Below are 13406 nucleotides of genomic sequence, written 5' to 3' on the forward strand. Positions count from 1 at the left end.
TGACACCGGCTCCTCGGCCTGAAAGCCTCCATTCGTGAAATCTGACAACGTTGTCCCGAGGATGGCGACCAGACGTGCGACAACGTTGTCAAGACCGCACTGCTCTGCCCCGGAGCATTCCGAAGCTGCCGGCGGGCCGAACGAAGGAGTTCATCGATGAGTCAAGGCCGTGGCGGGCTCCGCACCGCGGAGTCCTGCTCATGACCCAGGCACCGCCCTTGCTGGAGATGCGCGGGATCACCAAGACGTTCCCCGGTGTCAAGGCGCTCGCCGACGTCAACCTGGTCGTGCGGGAGGGCGAGATCCACGCGCTCTGCGGGGAGAACGGCGCCGGCAAGTCCACGTTGATGAAGGTGCTGAGCGGCGTGCACCCGCACGGGAGCTACACCGGCGAGATCCGCTACCGGGGCGAGGAGGTCCGCTTCCAGGACATCCGGGCCAGTGAGCAGGCCGGCATCGCGATCATCCACCAGGAGCTGGCGCTGGTGCCCGGCATGTCGATCACCGAGAACATCTTCCTCGGCAACGAGCCGCGCAGACGCGGCGCGATCGACTGGAAGGCCGCCCAGCGCCGGGCGCTGGAGCTGATGGAGCGTGTCGGGCTCCGGGAGGACCCCGACACACTGATCAAGGACATCGGCGTCGGCAAGCAGCAACTCGTGGAGATCGCCAAGGCGTTCGCGAAGGACGTACGACTGCTGATACTCGACGAGCCGACCGCGGCTCTCAACGAGACCGACTCCCAGCACCTGCTCGATCTGCTGCGCGGCTTCCGGGAGCGGGGCATCACCTCGATCATCATCTCGCACAAGCTGAACGAGATCGAGGCGGTCGCCGACACCATCACGATCCTGCGCGACGGCCGCACCATCGAGAGCCTCGACGTCAAGGCCGACGGCGTCGACGAGGACCGTATCGTGCGCGGGATGGTCGGCCGTGAGCTCAGCAGCCGGTTCCCCGACCATGTGCCCGGCATCGGCGAGGTGTTCTTCGAGGTCCGCGACTGGACGGTACGGCACCCGAGTTCGGACGACCGGCTCGTGTGCAAGGGCTCGTCCTTCAACGTCCGGCGCGGCGAGATCGTCGGCTTCGCCGGTCTGATGGGTGCGGGTCGTACCGAGCTCGCGATGAGCCTGTTCGGCCGTTCGTACGGCACTTACCTGTCCGGCCGGGTCTTCAAGGACGGCAAGGAGATCCAGCTGAAGTCGGTGGCGTCCGCCATCCGGCACGGCCTCGCCTATGTCAGTGAGGACCGCAAGTCGATCGGGCTCAATCTGCTGGACGACATCAAGACCTCGATGGTGTCCGCCAAGCTGTCGAAGATCGCCAGGCGCGGAGTCGTCGATCCGGTACGCGAACATCGCGTCGCCGAGGAGTACCGCGGGAGTCTGAGGATCAAGACCCCCGGCGTCGACGAGGGTGTCGTGAAGCTCTCCGGCGGCAATCAGCAGAAGGTCGTCCTGGCAAAGTGGATGTTCACCGATCCGGACCTTCTCATTCTCGACGAGCCGACCCGCGGCATCGACGTCGGCGCCAAGTACGAGATCTACGGGATCATCCAGCGGCTCGTCGGCCAGGGAAAGGGCGTCGTCGTCATCTCCTCGGAGCTGCCGGAGCTCATCGGTCTGTGCGACCGCATCTACACGGTGTTCGAAGGCACCATCACCGGCGAGGTGGAGCGCCGTGATGCCGACCCGGAACTCCTGATGAAGCAGATGACCGCCACGAAGACCGCTACGAAGAAGAGCCCAACCTCATGAGCCGAATAAAAGAGCTGCAGAAGAACCTCTTCGGAGGCACGACCTCCAACGCCCGCCAGTTCGGAATGATCTTCACCCTCGTGGCGATCGTCCTGCTGTTCCAGATCTGGACCGGAGGCCTGACCCTGACCTCCGGCAACCTCATCGCGGTCGTCAGCCAGTACTCCTACATCCTGATCCTGGCCATCGGCATGCTGATGGTGATCGTCGCCGGGCACATCGACCTCTCGGTCGGCTCCGTCGCGGCATTCACCGGCATCGTCGTCGCCAAGGCGATGCAGGAGCACTCGCTTCCCTGGCCGGTGGGCATCCTGCTCGGCCTGCTCGTCGGCGCGCTGATCGGCGCCTGGCAGGGGTTCTGGGTCGCCTACGTGGGAGTGCCGGCGTTCATCGTGACCCTGGCCGGGATGATGCTGTTCCGCGGCGGCAACCAGTACATCGGCAACGCCGACACGGTGCCGGTTCCCGCCGGGTTCCGCAAGATCGGTGCCGGCTTCCTGCCCGAGGTGGGGCCGGACACCGGATACAACAACCTGACGCTGCTGCTCGGTCTGGCCGCCTGCGCCGGCATGGTGTGGCGCGAGTGGAGGGCACGTCAGACCCGGCGTGAGATGAAGGCGGACGTCGCGCCGCTGTGGATCACGGTGGTCCGTCTGGTCGTGATGCTGGGTGTCATCGTCTTCGCCACACTGCGCTTCGCCGGCGGCCGTATCGGCACCAGCCTGCCGATCTCCGGCATCATCCTGATCGTCCTGGTGCTCGCGTACTCGTACTACACCCGCAACACCATCGGCGGACGGCACATCTACGCCGTGGGCGGCAACGCCCGTGCGGCCGAACTGTCGGGCGTGAAGCTCAAGCGGGTCAACTTCCTCGTCATGATGAACATGTCCGTCCTGGCCGCCCTGGCCGGCATGATCTTCGTTGCGCGGTCCGCGGCTTCCGGCCCGCAGGACGGTCTGAGCTGGGAACTCGACGCCATCGCGGCCGTGTTCATCGGCGGTGCGGCGGTCACCGGTGGCCTCGGTACGATCAGCGGCTCGATCGTCGGTGGTCTCGTCATGGCTCTGCTCAACAACGGTCTGCAACTGGAGGGCGTCGGCTCCGACATGGTCCAGATCATCAAGGGCCTGGTCCTCCTTCTCGCCGTCGCGTTCGACGTGTACAGCAAGCGTCAGGGACGTTTCTCGATCATCGGATCGCTCATGCGTCCGTTCCGGAAGGACGAGCCGGCCACCACGGTCGAACCACCGGCTCCGAGCTCCGATCCCGACAAGGCTCCGGTCGCAGGCTGACCGTCAGGCCGCCACCGAGGGCGCCGGACACCACGGCGCCCGACCTCCGCACCACTGCAAGAAGGGCTCATCTCACCATGCGCAGAATCATCACCAGAGGCATCGCCGCGGTCGGCGCCGTCGCACTGCTCGCCCTGGGCACGGCATGCTCCAACGAGCGTGAGGGCTCCGGCAGCTCCGGTGGCAAGGACGCCAAGGGCTTCGCGCAGGACTCCCTCATCGGTGTCGCGCTTCCGGCCAAGACGTCGGAGAACTGGGTGCTCGCCGGTGACCTGTTCACCGACGGCCTCAAGAAGGCAGGCTTCAAGGCCGACGTGCAGTACGCGGGCGCCTCGACCACCGTCGCCGATCAGCAGTCGCAGATATCCTCCATGGTCACCAAGGGCGCGAAGGTGATCGTCATCGGAGCGACCGACGCCTCGCAGCTCGCCACTCAGGTCGCGCAGGCCAAGCAGGCCGGAGCGACCGTCATCGCCTACGACCGGCTCATCACCAACACCCCCGACGTCGACTACTACGTCGCGTTCGACAACTTCAAGGTCGGCGAGCTGCAGGGACAGGCCCTCGTCGACGGCATGAAGGCGAAGAAGCCGAAGGGGCCGTGGACGATCGAGTTGTTCTCCGGGTCGCCGGACGACAACAACTCCAAGGTCTTCTTCGACGGTGCGATGAGCGTGCTCAAGCCCTACATCGACAAGGGCGACATCGTTGTCGGATCGGGGCAGAAGGACATCAAGCAGACCGCGATCCAGGGCTGGAAGGCCGAGAACGCGCAGCAGCGCATGGACTCGCTGCTGACCTCGACCTACAACGGCGGCAAGAAGCTCGACGGCGTGCTGTCGCCGAACGACACCCTCGCCCGCGCGATCATCACCTCGGTGAAGGGCGCCGGCAAGCCGGTCCCGGTCGTCACGGGTCAGGACTCCGAGGTCGAGTCGGTCAAGTCGATCATGGCCGGTGAACAGTACTCGACCATCAACAAGGACACCCGCAAGCTCGTCGCCGAGACCGTCGACATGGTCAAGTCCCTGCAGAAGGGCGACAAGCCGAAGATCAACGACACCAAGTCGTACAACAACGGCTCCAAGGTCGTCCCGGCCTACCTGCTCCCGCCGGTCATCGTGACCAAGAAGAACGCGGCCGAGGCCTACGCCAACGACCCCAAGTTGGCTCCCCTCACCAAGTAGCCGCGGGGGCCGACGCCCGAACGCGCCCCGGAGCACGGATCCGGGGCGCGTTGTCACATGCCGCCCTGCTCATACACCGAGGACGACAGGGCCAGGTCAGTACGCGGAGTTGACGTTGTCGATGGAACCGTAGCGCTGCGCGGCGTAGTTGGCGGCGGCGGTGATGTTGGCCACCGGGTCGGTGACGTTCTGGGCGGTGCCGGCGACGTGGTAGGCGTTGAAGGTGGGTTCGATCACCTGCAGGAGGCCCTTGGACGGGGTGCCGTTCTGCGCGTTGACGTCCCAGTTGTTCTGGGCGCTGGGGTTGCCGCCGGACTCACGCATGATGTTGCGGTGCAGGCCGTCGTAGCTGCCGGGGATGCCCTTCTCCTTCATGATGGCCAGCGACTGCTTGATCCAGCCGTCGAGGTTCCCCGCGGTGCCGGTGCCGCCCTTGGGGTCGGTGTTGCTGTTGCCGGAGGGAGCCGTGACGCTGTGGGCGGACTGCGGCGCTTCGGCGGCCTGCGCGGAGGCCGGCATCAGCGTGAGGGCAGCGGCTGCGGCGCCGGTGGTGGCGAGGCCGGTCAGGGCGAGAGTGCGCAGGCGGGCAAGGCGGCGGGGGGCGGTGATCGCGGTCATGGGAAGGGACTCTCCTGTGGGACGTCTTAGAGGCGCCGGCCGTATCGGTCGCGGCCTGTAGGGCGTCGGGGCGAGGGCCCCGTGCTGCCGGGCGAGTGCGGGCGGGCCCGGCGGTGTACGTCCGGTCCGTCCCGCTGCTTGCGGCGACGACAGACATGGTTAGCGGCGGGCGGAAGCGGGCGCAAGAATGTGACTTACTACCCGGGTAAGGAGGAATGTCTTAAATCTGCCATTCTGGCGGCTTTATGTACTGCTCACGGCGGGGTGACTCTACGATGCCGGGTAGGACGTGATCTGGCTCCTATGGGTGGCATCACGTTCCACGCCCTCCTCCGGCTCTCTCCAGGGCCCTGGCAGGGGCAGCCCGAGAGCGCCGACCGCGTCACAGTGCGCCACGGCAGTATCACCAACCGCATCGGTGACGTATTCAGGGGCTGCGTTCAGCCGTGCTCAGCGAACGCTGCGATGATCGCCTCGCGATCGGCGCCGCCGGCCAGCATGAGCCGGAGGAGGATGCGGGCCTTGTAAGGGTCGAGAAGGCCGCCGTTGATGAGGCCGCGGCGTTGCAGGTCCGTCTCCGATCCGATGGCGCCGTAGGTGTGCCGCAGTACGGATCCGCCGCCGGTGCGGGAGGTGAGCACAACGGGCATGCGTTCGGCGAGAGTTCCCAGGAGATCGGCGAGTTTGCTCGGTACATGGCCGACGCCGAAGCCGGCGACGACCAGGCCCTGACTCGCCCCGGCGACGGCAGTGACGACGTCCGCGTCCTCGTCGAGGGTGACGGTGTGCAACGCGACTCGGGTCTTGTCCAGCGCTTCAGGCCGCGGATACGGCGCGCAGCGGCGTGCCGGCGCCGTCAGTACTCGGACCTGGCCTTCGATGACGTGACCGATCGGGCCGGTGTTGGGCGAGGCGAACGTGGCGGTACTGGTGCTGTGGGTCTTGCGCACCCAGCGGGCGGCGTGGATCTCGTCGTTGAAGACGACCAGTGCTCCCAGGCCGTGGCTCGCGGGAGAGGCGGCGGTACGGGCGGCGGCGAGCAGGTTCGCGGGGCCGTCGTGTCCCGCGAGTGTCGGGTTGCGCATGGCCCCGGTCAGGACGAACGGCTCGGCGTGCGGCCAGACCAGGTCGATGAGGAACGCGGTCTCTTCCAGAGTGTCGGTCCCCTGGGTGACCACCACCCCGCAAGCCCCGGCCCGCACCGCCCGTGACGCGGCTTCCACCAGGGCCAGGACGTGCGCGAACGTCAGATCCGCGCTGGGGACTGCCTCGATGTCGTGGATGTCCAGGGGCGTTCCGAGCCGGTCGAGCCCGGGCACGGCCGCGGCGAGGTCGGCGCCGTTCAACCGGCTGACCACCGGTCCGCTTTCGACGCCCCGCGTGTGGCTCGTCATCGATATCGTGCCGCCGAGCGTGAACAGCGCGACGCCCATACCCCTGTGCCTTCCGCTCGCATGCGGGCAATGGCTGATCCCTGCCCTCGGCAGCCTATCGGGACCCTCCGCGGCCTATCGAGAGGGGATCACGTCTGTCGATCTTGCGACAGAACGTCAGGCGTTCCCTCACCGCGGGCCGTGCCGGTGTCACGGTCGCCGGCCAGCCGTAGGGCCGCGATCCCGGCCGTGATACCGAAGGTGAGAGCGGCCGGGACGCCGTCGCCGAGGTCCTAGAACATATGCACGGGGCCCCATACGGTGCCGGTGTCGTCCATCGCCATGTGCAGCACTTGACTCGCGAGCAGACCCAGCACGGTTGCGCAGAGCGCGCCTGCCGCCATCGTCGGCGCCGTGGTCCGGATGAAGCAGGCCGGGCAGCAGTCGCAGTGCCCACCACACCACGGCCAGCGTGACCACGTCGGCGACCCGGTACAGCAGCCGGTCGCCGAGCGGCAGGGTCGACGCCCTGCGGGCCGATTCGGCCAACGCCCGCCTCGCCTCCCCATTGGCCCGGCTCATCTCCGACACCGGCGCCACCGTCGACCTCGCCGCCATGCGCGACTTCGACATGCCCCTGTACGGCGGCGACATGGAAGCCACCGAAGGGCTGCCGCCCGGCGCCCTCGCCCGGCGCGAGCGGCTCGAGAAGAGCGACTCCGTCGTCATCTCCTCGCCGGAGTACAACGCCTCCCTGCCGGGAGTGCTGAAGAACGCGCTCGACTGGGTCTCACGTGTCCGGCCGCAGCCGTTCAAGACCAAGCACGCGATGCTCGTCCCGCCTCTCCGTCCCTGGTCGGCGGGAACCGCGGGCTGTGGGCCCTGAGGATTCCCCTGGAACACCTGGGCACCCGCGTCTACCCGGACATGTTCAGCCTGGCCGACAGCTACCAGGCATTCGCCGAGGACGGAACGCCGGCCGACCCGGGGCTGCAGCAACGTCTCACCGAGACGGTGTCGGGATTCCCCAGCCTCGTCGAAGCGGACGTGCGCTACGTCTGCCTGGAACGCCGGTGGCACGAGTTCCTGGGAGACCGCACCGAGGCAGCCGTCACCCAACGAGCCGAGGTGTGACCCGACGGGGGTTGTCACCGCCGGTCGGTTCCCACCCGCGGCAACGGGTCAAGAAGTACACCCGGGTTCAGGATCCCCGCCGGGTCGAGGGCCCCTTTCGCGGCACGAAGTGCGAGAGCGAACGGCTCCGGACGCTGGCGGTCGTAGCCCGGCCGGTGGTCGCGGCCGACCGCGTGATGGTGGGTGACGGTCGCGCCCAGGTTGCCGAGGATCTCCATGGCGGCTGACTTGATCCGGTCCCACATCGCGACTTCCTCACCGCGCCGCCCCGGTGCTATTACGGTGAAGTAGGGCGCCGGCCCGTCCGGATAGACGTGGGTGAAGCGGCAGTTGATCGTGCCCTCGTGGCCCGTCACCTCTTTGACGACGTCGGCCAGTTGCCCGCGCACCGACTCGTACAACTGCGGCACACGGTCCCAGGTGCACGCTGTCTCGAACGTCTCGGTGACCACACTCATCCGGGCGAGCGCATCGCGGAGGTGCGGCATTCTCAGAAACGCCGAACGCCATGTGTTCGCTGCGGCGTCCGCCGAGCCCGGCACTGTCGGGGTGGGCGAGCCACCGTGGTCGCGGGCCAGGGTGACGAGCTCCGCCAGGCGTCCCCCGACAGGGACATGGGCCGATTCCACGCCGAGGACGAGCGCACTGTGGCCGTCCCGTGCGACACCGGCCAGGGCGGCCTCCCCGGGGTCGAGCAACCGGCAGTTGGCCGGGTGCAGACCTGACTGCGCGATGGCTCGTACGGCGTCCATGGCTTGATGGACGTCGTCGAAGAGCACCGTGGCCGACGCCTTGTGACGCGGCCGCTCCTGAAGTCGCATCCAGGCCTCGGTGATGACACCGAGCGTGCCCTCGGAGCCCAAAAACAGCCGGTCGGGAGACGGACCGGCTCCCGAACCGGGCAGGCGCAGCGACTGATTGACCCCGACAGGCGTGACCACGCGCAGCGACTCCACGAGGTCGTCGATGTGGGTGTACAGCGTGGCATAGTGGCCGCCGGCCCGTGTCGCGAGCCAGCCACCCAGGGTGGAGAACTCAAAGCTCTGCGGGAAGTGGCGCAGAGTGAGTCCGTGCGGCCGCAGTTGGGCCTCCAGACCGGGGCCGAGGGCGCCGGCCTGGATCCGGGCGGCCCGGCTGATCCGGTCGATCTCCAGCACCTGGTCGAGGGAGGAGAGATCCAGGGACACCACAGCGCGATGCCGGTCCGCGCGGTACTCGACTCCGCCGACGACCGAACTTCCCGCACCGTAGGGCACGACGGCCACGTGCGCGTGCGCCGCCCAGTCGAGGATGTCGATGACCTCCTGCTCGCTTCGGGGGCGGGCGACCAGGTCGGGCGCTGCCGCGAGGTCGCCGTTCAGGGCGCGGATCACGTCGCGGTACGCCTTGCCGTACGTGTGCGAGGCCCGTTCCCGGGGCGCGGACGACATCACGGGGGCGAGTGCGCGGGGCGGATCGATACGCACCTTCGGGAGTGCGAGGGCGCAGACATCGGGCACGGGCAGCGGACTCTGTGCCGCACCGGGAACCAGTGATCCGAGGGCGACGCAGTCCGCGTCGGGCAGTGCCTGGTCCGCGGCTCCCCAGCCCCACCAGGAGCGGAGCGGGGACGAGTCATGGGTGGACGCGGGTGGTGCGCTTCGGTCGTCCATATGAATTGACTCCTCGGTAATTTACCGTTCGGTAATTTCCGTAACGTATAGTCCGCGCATGACGACTGCAAGGGCCTCGGCCGCGTCGGATCCGGTCTGCGGTTCGGAAGGGGGCCGAAGCAGAGGCCACGGCGCCGGGACCAAGGGCGTCCCGCGCGCGCTGCGGGAGGAGCAGATCCTCGGCGCGGCCCTCGAGGAGTTCGGGCGGCACGGACACGCCGCGGCGTCGATGGCCGAGATCGCCCGCCGCGTGGGCGTCACCAAGCCGATGCTCTACACCTACTTCGGCTCCAAGGACGGCCTGTACGTGGCCTGCCTCGACCGCATCGGCCCCCTGCTCCTCGAAGCGATGCGCAAAGCCGTGGAGGCGAGCCCGCCGAAGGACCGGCTCCCCGTCACCGTGCTCACAGCGGTGTTCAAGGCACTTGAAGACCGGCGGCACGCATGGTTCGTCCTCTACGACCGGACGCTGCTGCACGGTTCCGAACCATGGCGCGCGGCCCGACGCCACCGTGAGGTCATCGACGAACTGGCGATCTCGGGCACCGCCGCGCTGCTGCACGACCAGGGCAACGTCGACCCCCTGGACGCGGACGCGCTCAAGCATGTGTGGACGGGTACGGTCAGCGCTCTGGTCGGTTGGTGGGTCTCCCACCCCGAGCTGTCCGCACAGGACATGGGCGCGCGCTGCGAACGATTGCTCTCGGCCATCCGGAACCGCGTCTGAGCAGGCCCCAAACGGTTGGGCGGCTGCCTGCGTCGCGAGGGTCCGGCGCGCCCGGGAGACATCTCGTTTGACATCCGACACCTCCCGACAGCAATCTATCTGCGTGACGCAGATAATGTGTCGCGAAGATGCGTGCGGCAGCATCGAAAAGGCCCGCTCCTCTCGCCGCCTACCGAACATTCTGAAAGGACTGGTCGAGATGACCGTTCTCGTCACCGGAAGCCGCGGCGCCGTCGCCCAGACCCTCATCCGCCTGCTGCGCGAGCGCGGACTTCCCGTCCGGGCCGCCTCCAGCACACCGCGCGGCCCGGACGTCGTTGACTGCGACCTGAGCGACCCGTCCACCTTCGCCACCGCCCTCAAAGGCGCGACCTCCGTCTTCCTCTATGCCGAGCCGTCGCGGATCGGCGAGTTCACCGAGGAGGCCACAGCAGCGGGCGTCGAGCACGTCGTACTGCTGTCCTCCTCCGCCGTACTGTCCCCGGACGCCGAGAGCAACCCGGTCGCCAAGTCCCACGTCAACGTGGAGAGAGCGCTCGACGCCTCGTCGCTGCATACGACCGCGCTGCGTCCCGGATCGTTCGCGGGCAACGCGCTCACCTGGAGCCGGAACCTGCGGTCGGGGCGGCCGATCAGCCTGCCCTGTCCCGGGTCCCACAGCGACCCCATCCACGAGGCCGATATCGCCGAGTCCGCCCTCGCCGTACTCACCGAACCCGCCCTGGGCGGACGCCCATACACCCTGACCGGCCCGGAGTCACTCACCTTCACCGAACAGATCGGCATCCTGAGCCGGGTGACGGGCCGCTCCGTCCCCGTGCGGGCAGTGACCCGAGAGGAGTGGAAGCAGGAGACCGCCGGGCACATCCCGGCAGCGTTCGCCGACTCGCTGCTGGACCGGTGGCAGTCCACCGACGGCCGCCCGGTCGAACTCACGGCGGCCGTGGAGCAGTTGACCGGGCATGAGGCCCGAAGCTTCGAGACCTGGGCACGGGACCACGCCTACGACTTCGGGGCGTAGCCGGAGGAGATGGCCCTGCCCTGCTCACACGGGGCCGACAGGACCCTGGTCCTGCACCGTCTCCGAGGCCGGTTCCACAGGGGACATCGCGGCCGGGCTCGGCCCTGACAGCGTGCGGCGCCGGCCGATCCAGGCGGCGACCGGTTCGGTGTAGCGAGCGGTGAGCGGGCCCAGAACCACGAGAATCAGCACGTAGACGGTGGCGAGCGGGCCGAGGCTCGGTTCGATGCCGGCGGTGACGGCGAGTCCGGCGATGACGATGGAGAACTCGCCCCGGGCGACCAGGGCGCCGCCGGCGCGCCAGCGGCCCTTGGCCGAGATTCCGGCTCGCTTGGCCGCCCAGTAGCCGGTGGCGATCTTCGTCAGTCCGGTGACCACGGCCAGCAGGAGGGCGGGCAGCAGGACCGGCGGGATGTCGGCGGGGTCGGTGTGCAGCCCGAAGAAGACGAAGAACACGGCGGCGAACAGGTCCCGCAGCGGGGCCAGCAGGTTGTGGGCACCCTCGGCGACCTCGCCGGACAGCGCGATACCGACGAGGAAGGCTCCGACGGCGGCGGACACCTGGAGCTGCTGGGCGATTCCGGCGACCAGGAGGGTGAGGCCGAGGACGACCAGCAGGAGCTTTTCGGGGTCGTCGCTGGAGACGAACCGGGAGATGTGGCGTCCGTAGCGCACCGCGGTGAGCAGGACGAGTCCGGCGACACCGAGGGCAACGGCCGGCGTGAGGCTGCCCGCCGCGAGTCCGGCCCCGGCGAGCAGGGCGGTGATGATGGGCAGGTAGACGGCCATGGAGAGGTCTTCGAGGACAAGGATGCTGAGGATGACCGGGGTTTCGCTTCACCCGCTACGCGATCCGCGTCGGCCTCATCGAGCCCTAGAAGCGACCCACATGCTGATACCGCTCGCCCTGCTCACCGTGCTCTTCGCACTCGCCCTGCGCTACACGCTCAAGGCAGCCGGTCTGTCGGACATCCCGCTCTGGCGCAGGTTTCTGCCCCTGGCCCTTCTCCTGGCCGCGGCCGGAGCCAGCCTGCTGCGAGCCGTCGACGTCCCCGAACCCGCCCGCCTGATCGCCTTCCCCTGCAACATCGCCTCCATCGCCCTGGCCGGACGAGAGATCCGTGAGCACCGCGCCCGCGCCTCCGCGGCAGACTGAACCGCGGGTGGGCTACAGGTCGTTGCCCGCATAGGACAGGTTGAAGCTCTTGTTGGTCAGGGGGAAGTCCGGGACGATCGTGTCCGCCAACGCGACCGGTAGCGCGGGCCAGTTGAAGAAGGACGGGTCGACCGGCTTGACCCGGGCAAGGGTGGCGTCCGGGGTGAGTTCTACTCGGGTGGCGATGGTGCCGCGCCAGCCCTCGACCAGGCCCACGCCGGTGCCGGGGCCCGCGCCGGCCGACGGCTGGGCGGCGAGCATCGCCCTGGGGGCGTCCAGTCCGTCGACGAACTGCTCGATCAGGGCGAGGGAGGTCTCGATCTCCTCGGCGCGGACGAGGAAGCGGGCCAGGACGTCACCGCTGTCCTGGACGGGTACGTCGAACCGCGTACCGTACGCGGTGAAGGGGTGCGCCACGCGGGTGTCGTCGGCGATGCCGCTGGCCCGGGCGACGTAGCCGAGGCAGCCGATCTCACGGGCGGCGGAGGTGCGCAGGATGGCCGTTCCGGTGAAGCGGTCACGGACGGTGGAGTGGCCGAGGGCGAGGTCGGCGATCTCCCGGATGTCCTTGCCGATCGCCTTCAGCTGCGCCGGATCGGGCAGGGCGAGCAGGGCGGCGCCGCCGGGCACGACGCCGCCGCGCAGCAACCGGTGGCCGGTGATCTCCCGGTTGAGGCGCAGGAGTTGTTCGCGCACTCGCTGGGCATGGGCGTTGAGGATGCCGTGACCGGCGTCGTTGCAGAGCATGCCGAGGTCGGCGACGTGATTGTGGATGCGCTCCAGTTCCAGGAGCATCGCGCGGGCGCGCTGTGCCGCGTCCGGCACCTCGGTGCCGGTGGCCTCCTCGACGGCCAGGCAGTAGGCGAGCGAGTGGCCCACTGCCGTGTCGCCGCTGATGCGCTCGGCCAGCGGGAGGCCTGCGGCGATCGAGCGGCCTTGGAAGAGTTTCTCGATGCCCTTGTGGACGAACCAGAGGCGGGCCTTGAGTTTGAGGATGGTCTCGCCGACGACGGAGAAGCGGAAGTGGCCGGGTTCGATCAGGCCGGCGTGCACGGGACCGACGGGGATCTCGTACACACCGTCGCCTTCGACCTCCAGGAAGGGGTACGGCCCCTCCTGTTCGCTGAAGGTCGGCGCCGGTCCGGCGTCGGGGCGCATGGGGTACCAGCCGCGCGGCCAGTGGAAGTGGCGGACGAGACGGCGGGGCAGTGGATGGTCGCGGGGGACGATGCCGAACAGGTCGCGCATCTCGCGCTCGAACCGGCCCGCGGGGAAGGAAAGATCGGCAAGCGTCGGAACCTCGGGGTGATCGGGGTGGAGGCTGACGTGGAGTTCGGTGCGGGTGTCGGGCGGGCCGGAGATGAACAGATACACCACGCGTGGCCCGGTCTCGTCGATGTGCGCGGCGACCAGGGCGAGTCGGTGGTTCTTGGTGAGCAGGTCCTCGGCGTGCCGGGGCAGTGCGGAAGGGCTCACTTGGTAC

The 13406-nt window shown here is 68.5% G+C and carries 12 protein-coding genes and 2 pseudogenes; 8 read left to right on the forward strand and 6 right to left on the reverse strand.

Annotated features, from left to right (window positions below; translation table 11 throughout):
- The first annotated feature begins 200 nt into the window (after positions 1–200).
- From mmsA to N8I87_RS01385, 3 genes are all read left to right on the forward strand, one after another.
- Positions 201–1760, forward strand: a complete 1560-nt coding sequence (gene mmsA, locus N8I87_RS01375; protein WP_263204842.1) for a multiple monosaccharide ABC transporter ATP-binding protein — start codon at positions 201–203, stop codon at positions 1758–1760.
- Positions 1757–3055 (forward strand): multiple monosaccharide ABC transporter permease, encoded by a 1299-nt coding sequence (gene mmsB, locus N8I87_RS01380; RefSeq protein WP_263204843.1) that lies wholly within the window; start codon positions 1757–1759, stop codon positions 3053–3055. Before mmsA ends, mmsB begins: the two co-directional genes overlap by 4 nt.
- 77 nt (positions 3056–3132) lie before the next feature.
- A complete protein-coding gene (locus N8I87_RS01385; protein ID WP_263204844.1) occupies positions 3133–4242 on the forward strand; it encodes a substrate-binding domain-containing protein in 1110 nt (369 codons plus the stop codon).
- A 96-nt stretch (positions 4243–4338) separates the two neighbouring features.
- On the opposite strand, the gene N8I87_RS01390 is transcribed toward N8I87_RS01385, so the two are convergent.
- The 3 genes and pseudogenes from N8I87_RS01390 to N8I87_RS44240 all read right to left on the reverse strand — a co-directional run.
- Positions 4339–4860: a transglycosylase SLT domain-containing protein gene (locus N8I87_RS01390; RefSeq protein WP_263204845.1), complete on the reverse strand. Its 522-nt coding sequence runs from the start codon at positions 4858–4860 to the stop codon at positions 4339–4341.
- A 440-nt stretch (positions 4861–5300) separates the two neighbouring features.
- On the reverse strand, positions 5301–6293 hold the full coding sequence (locus tag N8I87_RS01395) for an asparaginase (protein ID WP_263204846.1): 993 nt from the start codon (positions 6291–6293) through the stop codon (positions 5301–5303).
- An 89-nt stretch (positions 6294–6382) separates the two neighbouring features.
- Positions 6383–6746 (reverse strand): annotated as a pseudogene (locus N8I87_RS44240) (hypothetical protein); the annotation flags it as partial.
- Between N8I87_RS44240 and N8I87_RS01405 the strand changes: the two are divergent.
- Positions 6706–7119 carry an NADPH-dependent FMN reductase gene (locus N8I87_RS01405; RefSeq protein ID WP_263204847.1) on the forward strand — a complete coding sequence of 138 codons (414 nt, stop codon included), beginning with the start codon at positions 6706–6708 and terminating at the stop codon, positions 7117–7119. The pseudogene N8I87_RS44240 and the gene N8I87_RS01405 overlap by 41 nt on opposite strands.
- Positions 7120–7160: 41 nt before the next feature.
- The gene (locus N8I87_RS01410) at positions 7161–7367 is read left to right on the forward strand and encodes a hypothetical protein (RefSeq protein WP_263204848.1); all 207 of its coding nucleotides are present in this window, start codon (positions 7161–7163) and stop codon (positions 7365–7367) included.
- Positions 7368–7381: 14 nt separating this feature from the next.
- Here the strand turns inward: N8I87_RS01410 and N8I87_RS01415 are convergent, their stop codons facing one another.
- Positions 7382–9019, reverse strand: coding sequence for an FAD-binding oxidoreductase (locus N8I87_RS01415; RefSeq protein ID WP_263204849.1), 1638 nt, complete (start codon positions 9017–9019; stop codon positions 7382–7384).
- Positions 9020–9077: 58 nt separating this feature from the next.
- On the opposite strand from N8I87_RS01415, the gene N8I87_RS01420 reads away from it, so the two are divergent.
- Complete coding sequence (locus N8I87_RS01420; protein ID WP_263204850.1) at positions 9078–9746, forward strand: TetR/AcrR family transcriptional regulator; 669 nt, start codon at positions 9078–9080, stop codon at positions 9744–9746.
- Between the two features lie 199 nt (positions 9747–9945).
- On the forward strand, positions 9946–10767 hold the full coding sequence (locus N8I87_RS01425; protein WP_263204851.1) for an SDR family oxidoreductase: 822 nt from the start codon (positions 9946–9948) through the stop codon (positions 10765–10767).
- 24 nt (positions 10768–10791) lie between these two features.
- Here the strand turns inward: N8I87_RS01425 and N8I87_RS01430 are convergent.
- Positions 10792–11601 (reverse strand): annotated as a pseudogene (locus N8I87_RS01430) (cation:proton antiporter); the annotation flags it as partial.
- A gap of 55 nt (positions 11602–11656) precedes the next feature.
- Here N8I87_RS01430 and N8I87_RS01435 point away from each other — a divergent pair.
- On the forward strand, positions 11657–11923 hold the full coding sequence (locus tag N8I87_RS01435) for a hypothetical protein (RefSeq protein ID WP_263204852.1): 267 nt from the start codon (positions 11657–11659) through the stop codon (positions 11921–11923).
- A 12-nt stretch (positions 11924–11935) separates the two neighbouring features.
- Here N8I87_RS01435 and N8I87_RS01440 read toward each other — a convergent pair whose 3' ends face one another.
- Complete coding sequence (locus tag N8I87_RS01440) at positions 11936–13399, reverse strand: hydrogenase large subunit (RefSeq protein ID WP_263204853.1); 1464 nt, start codon at positions 13397–13399, stop codon at positions 11936–11938.
- Positions 13400–13406 lie beyond the last annotated feature (7 nt).

It is taken from the genome of Streptomyces sp. HUAS 15-9 (genome assembly GCF_025642155.1).
In the GTDB taxonomy this organism is placed as follows: domain Bacteria; phylum Actinomycetota; class Actinomycetes; order Streptomycetales; family Streptomycetaceae; genus Streptomyces.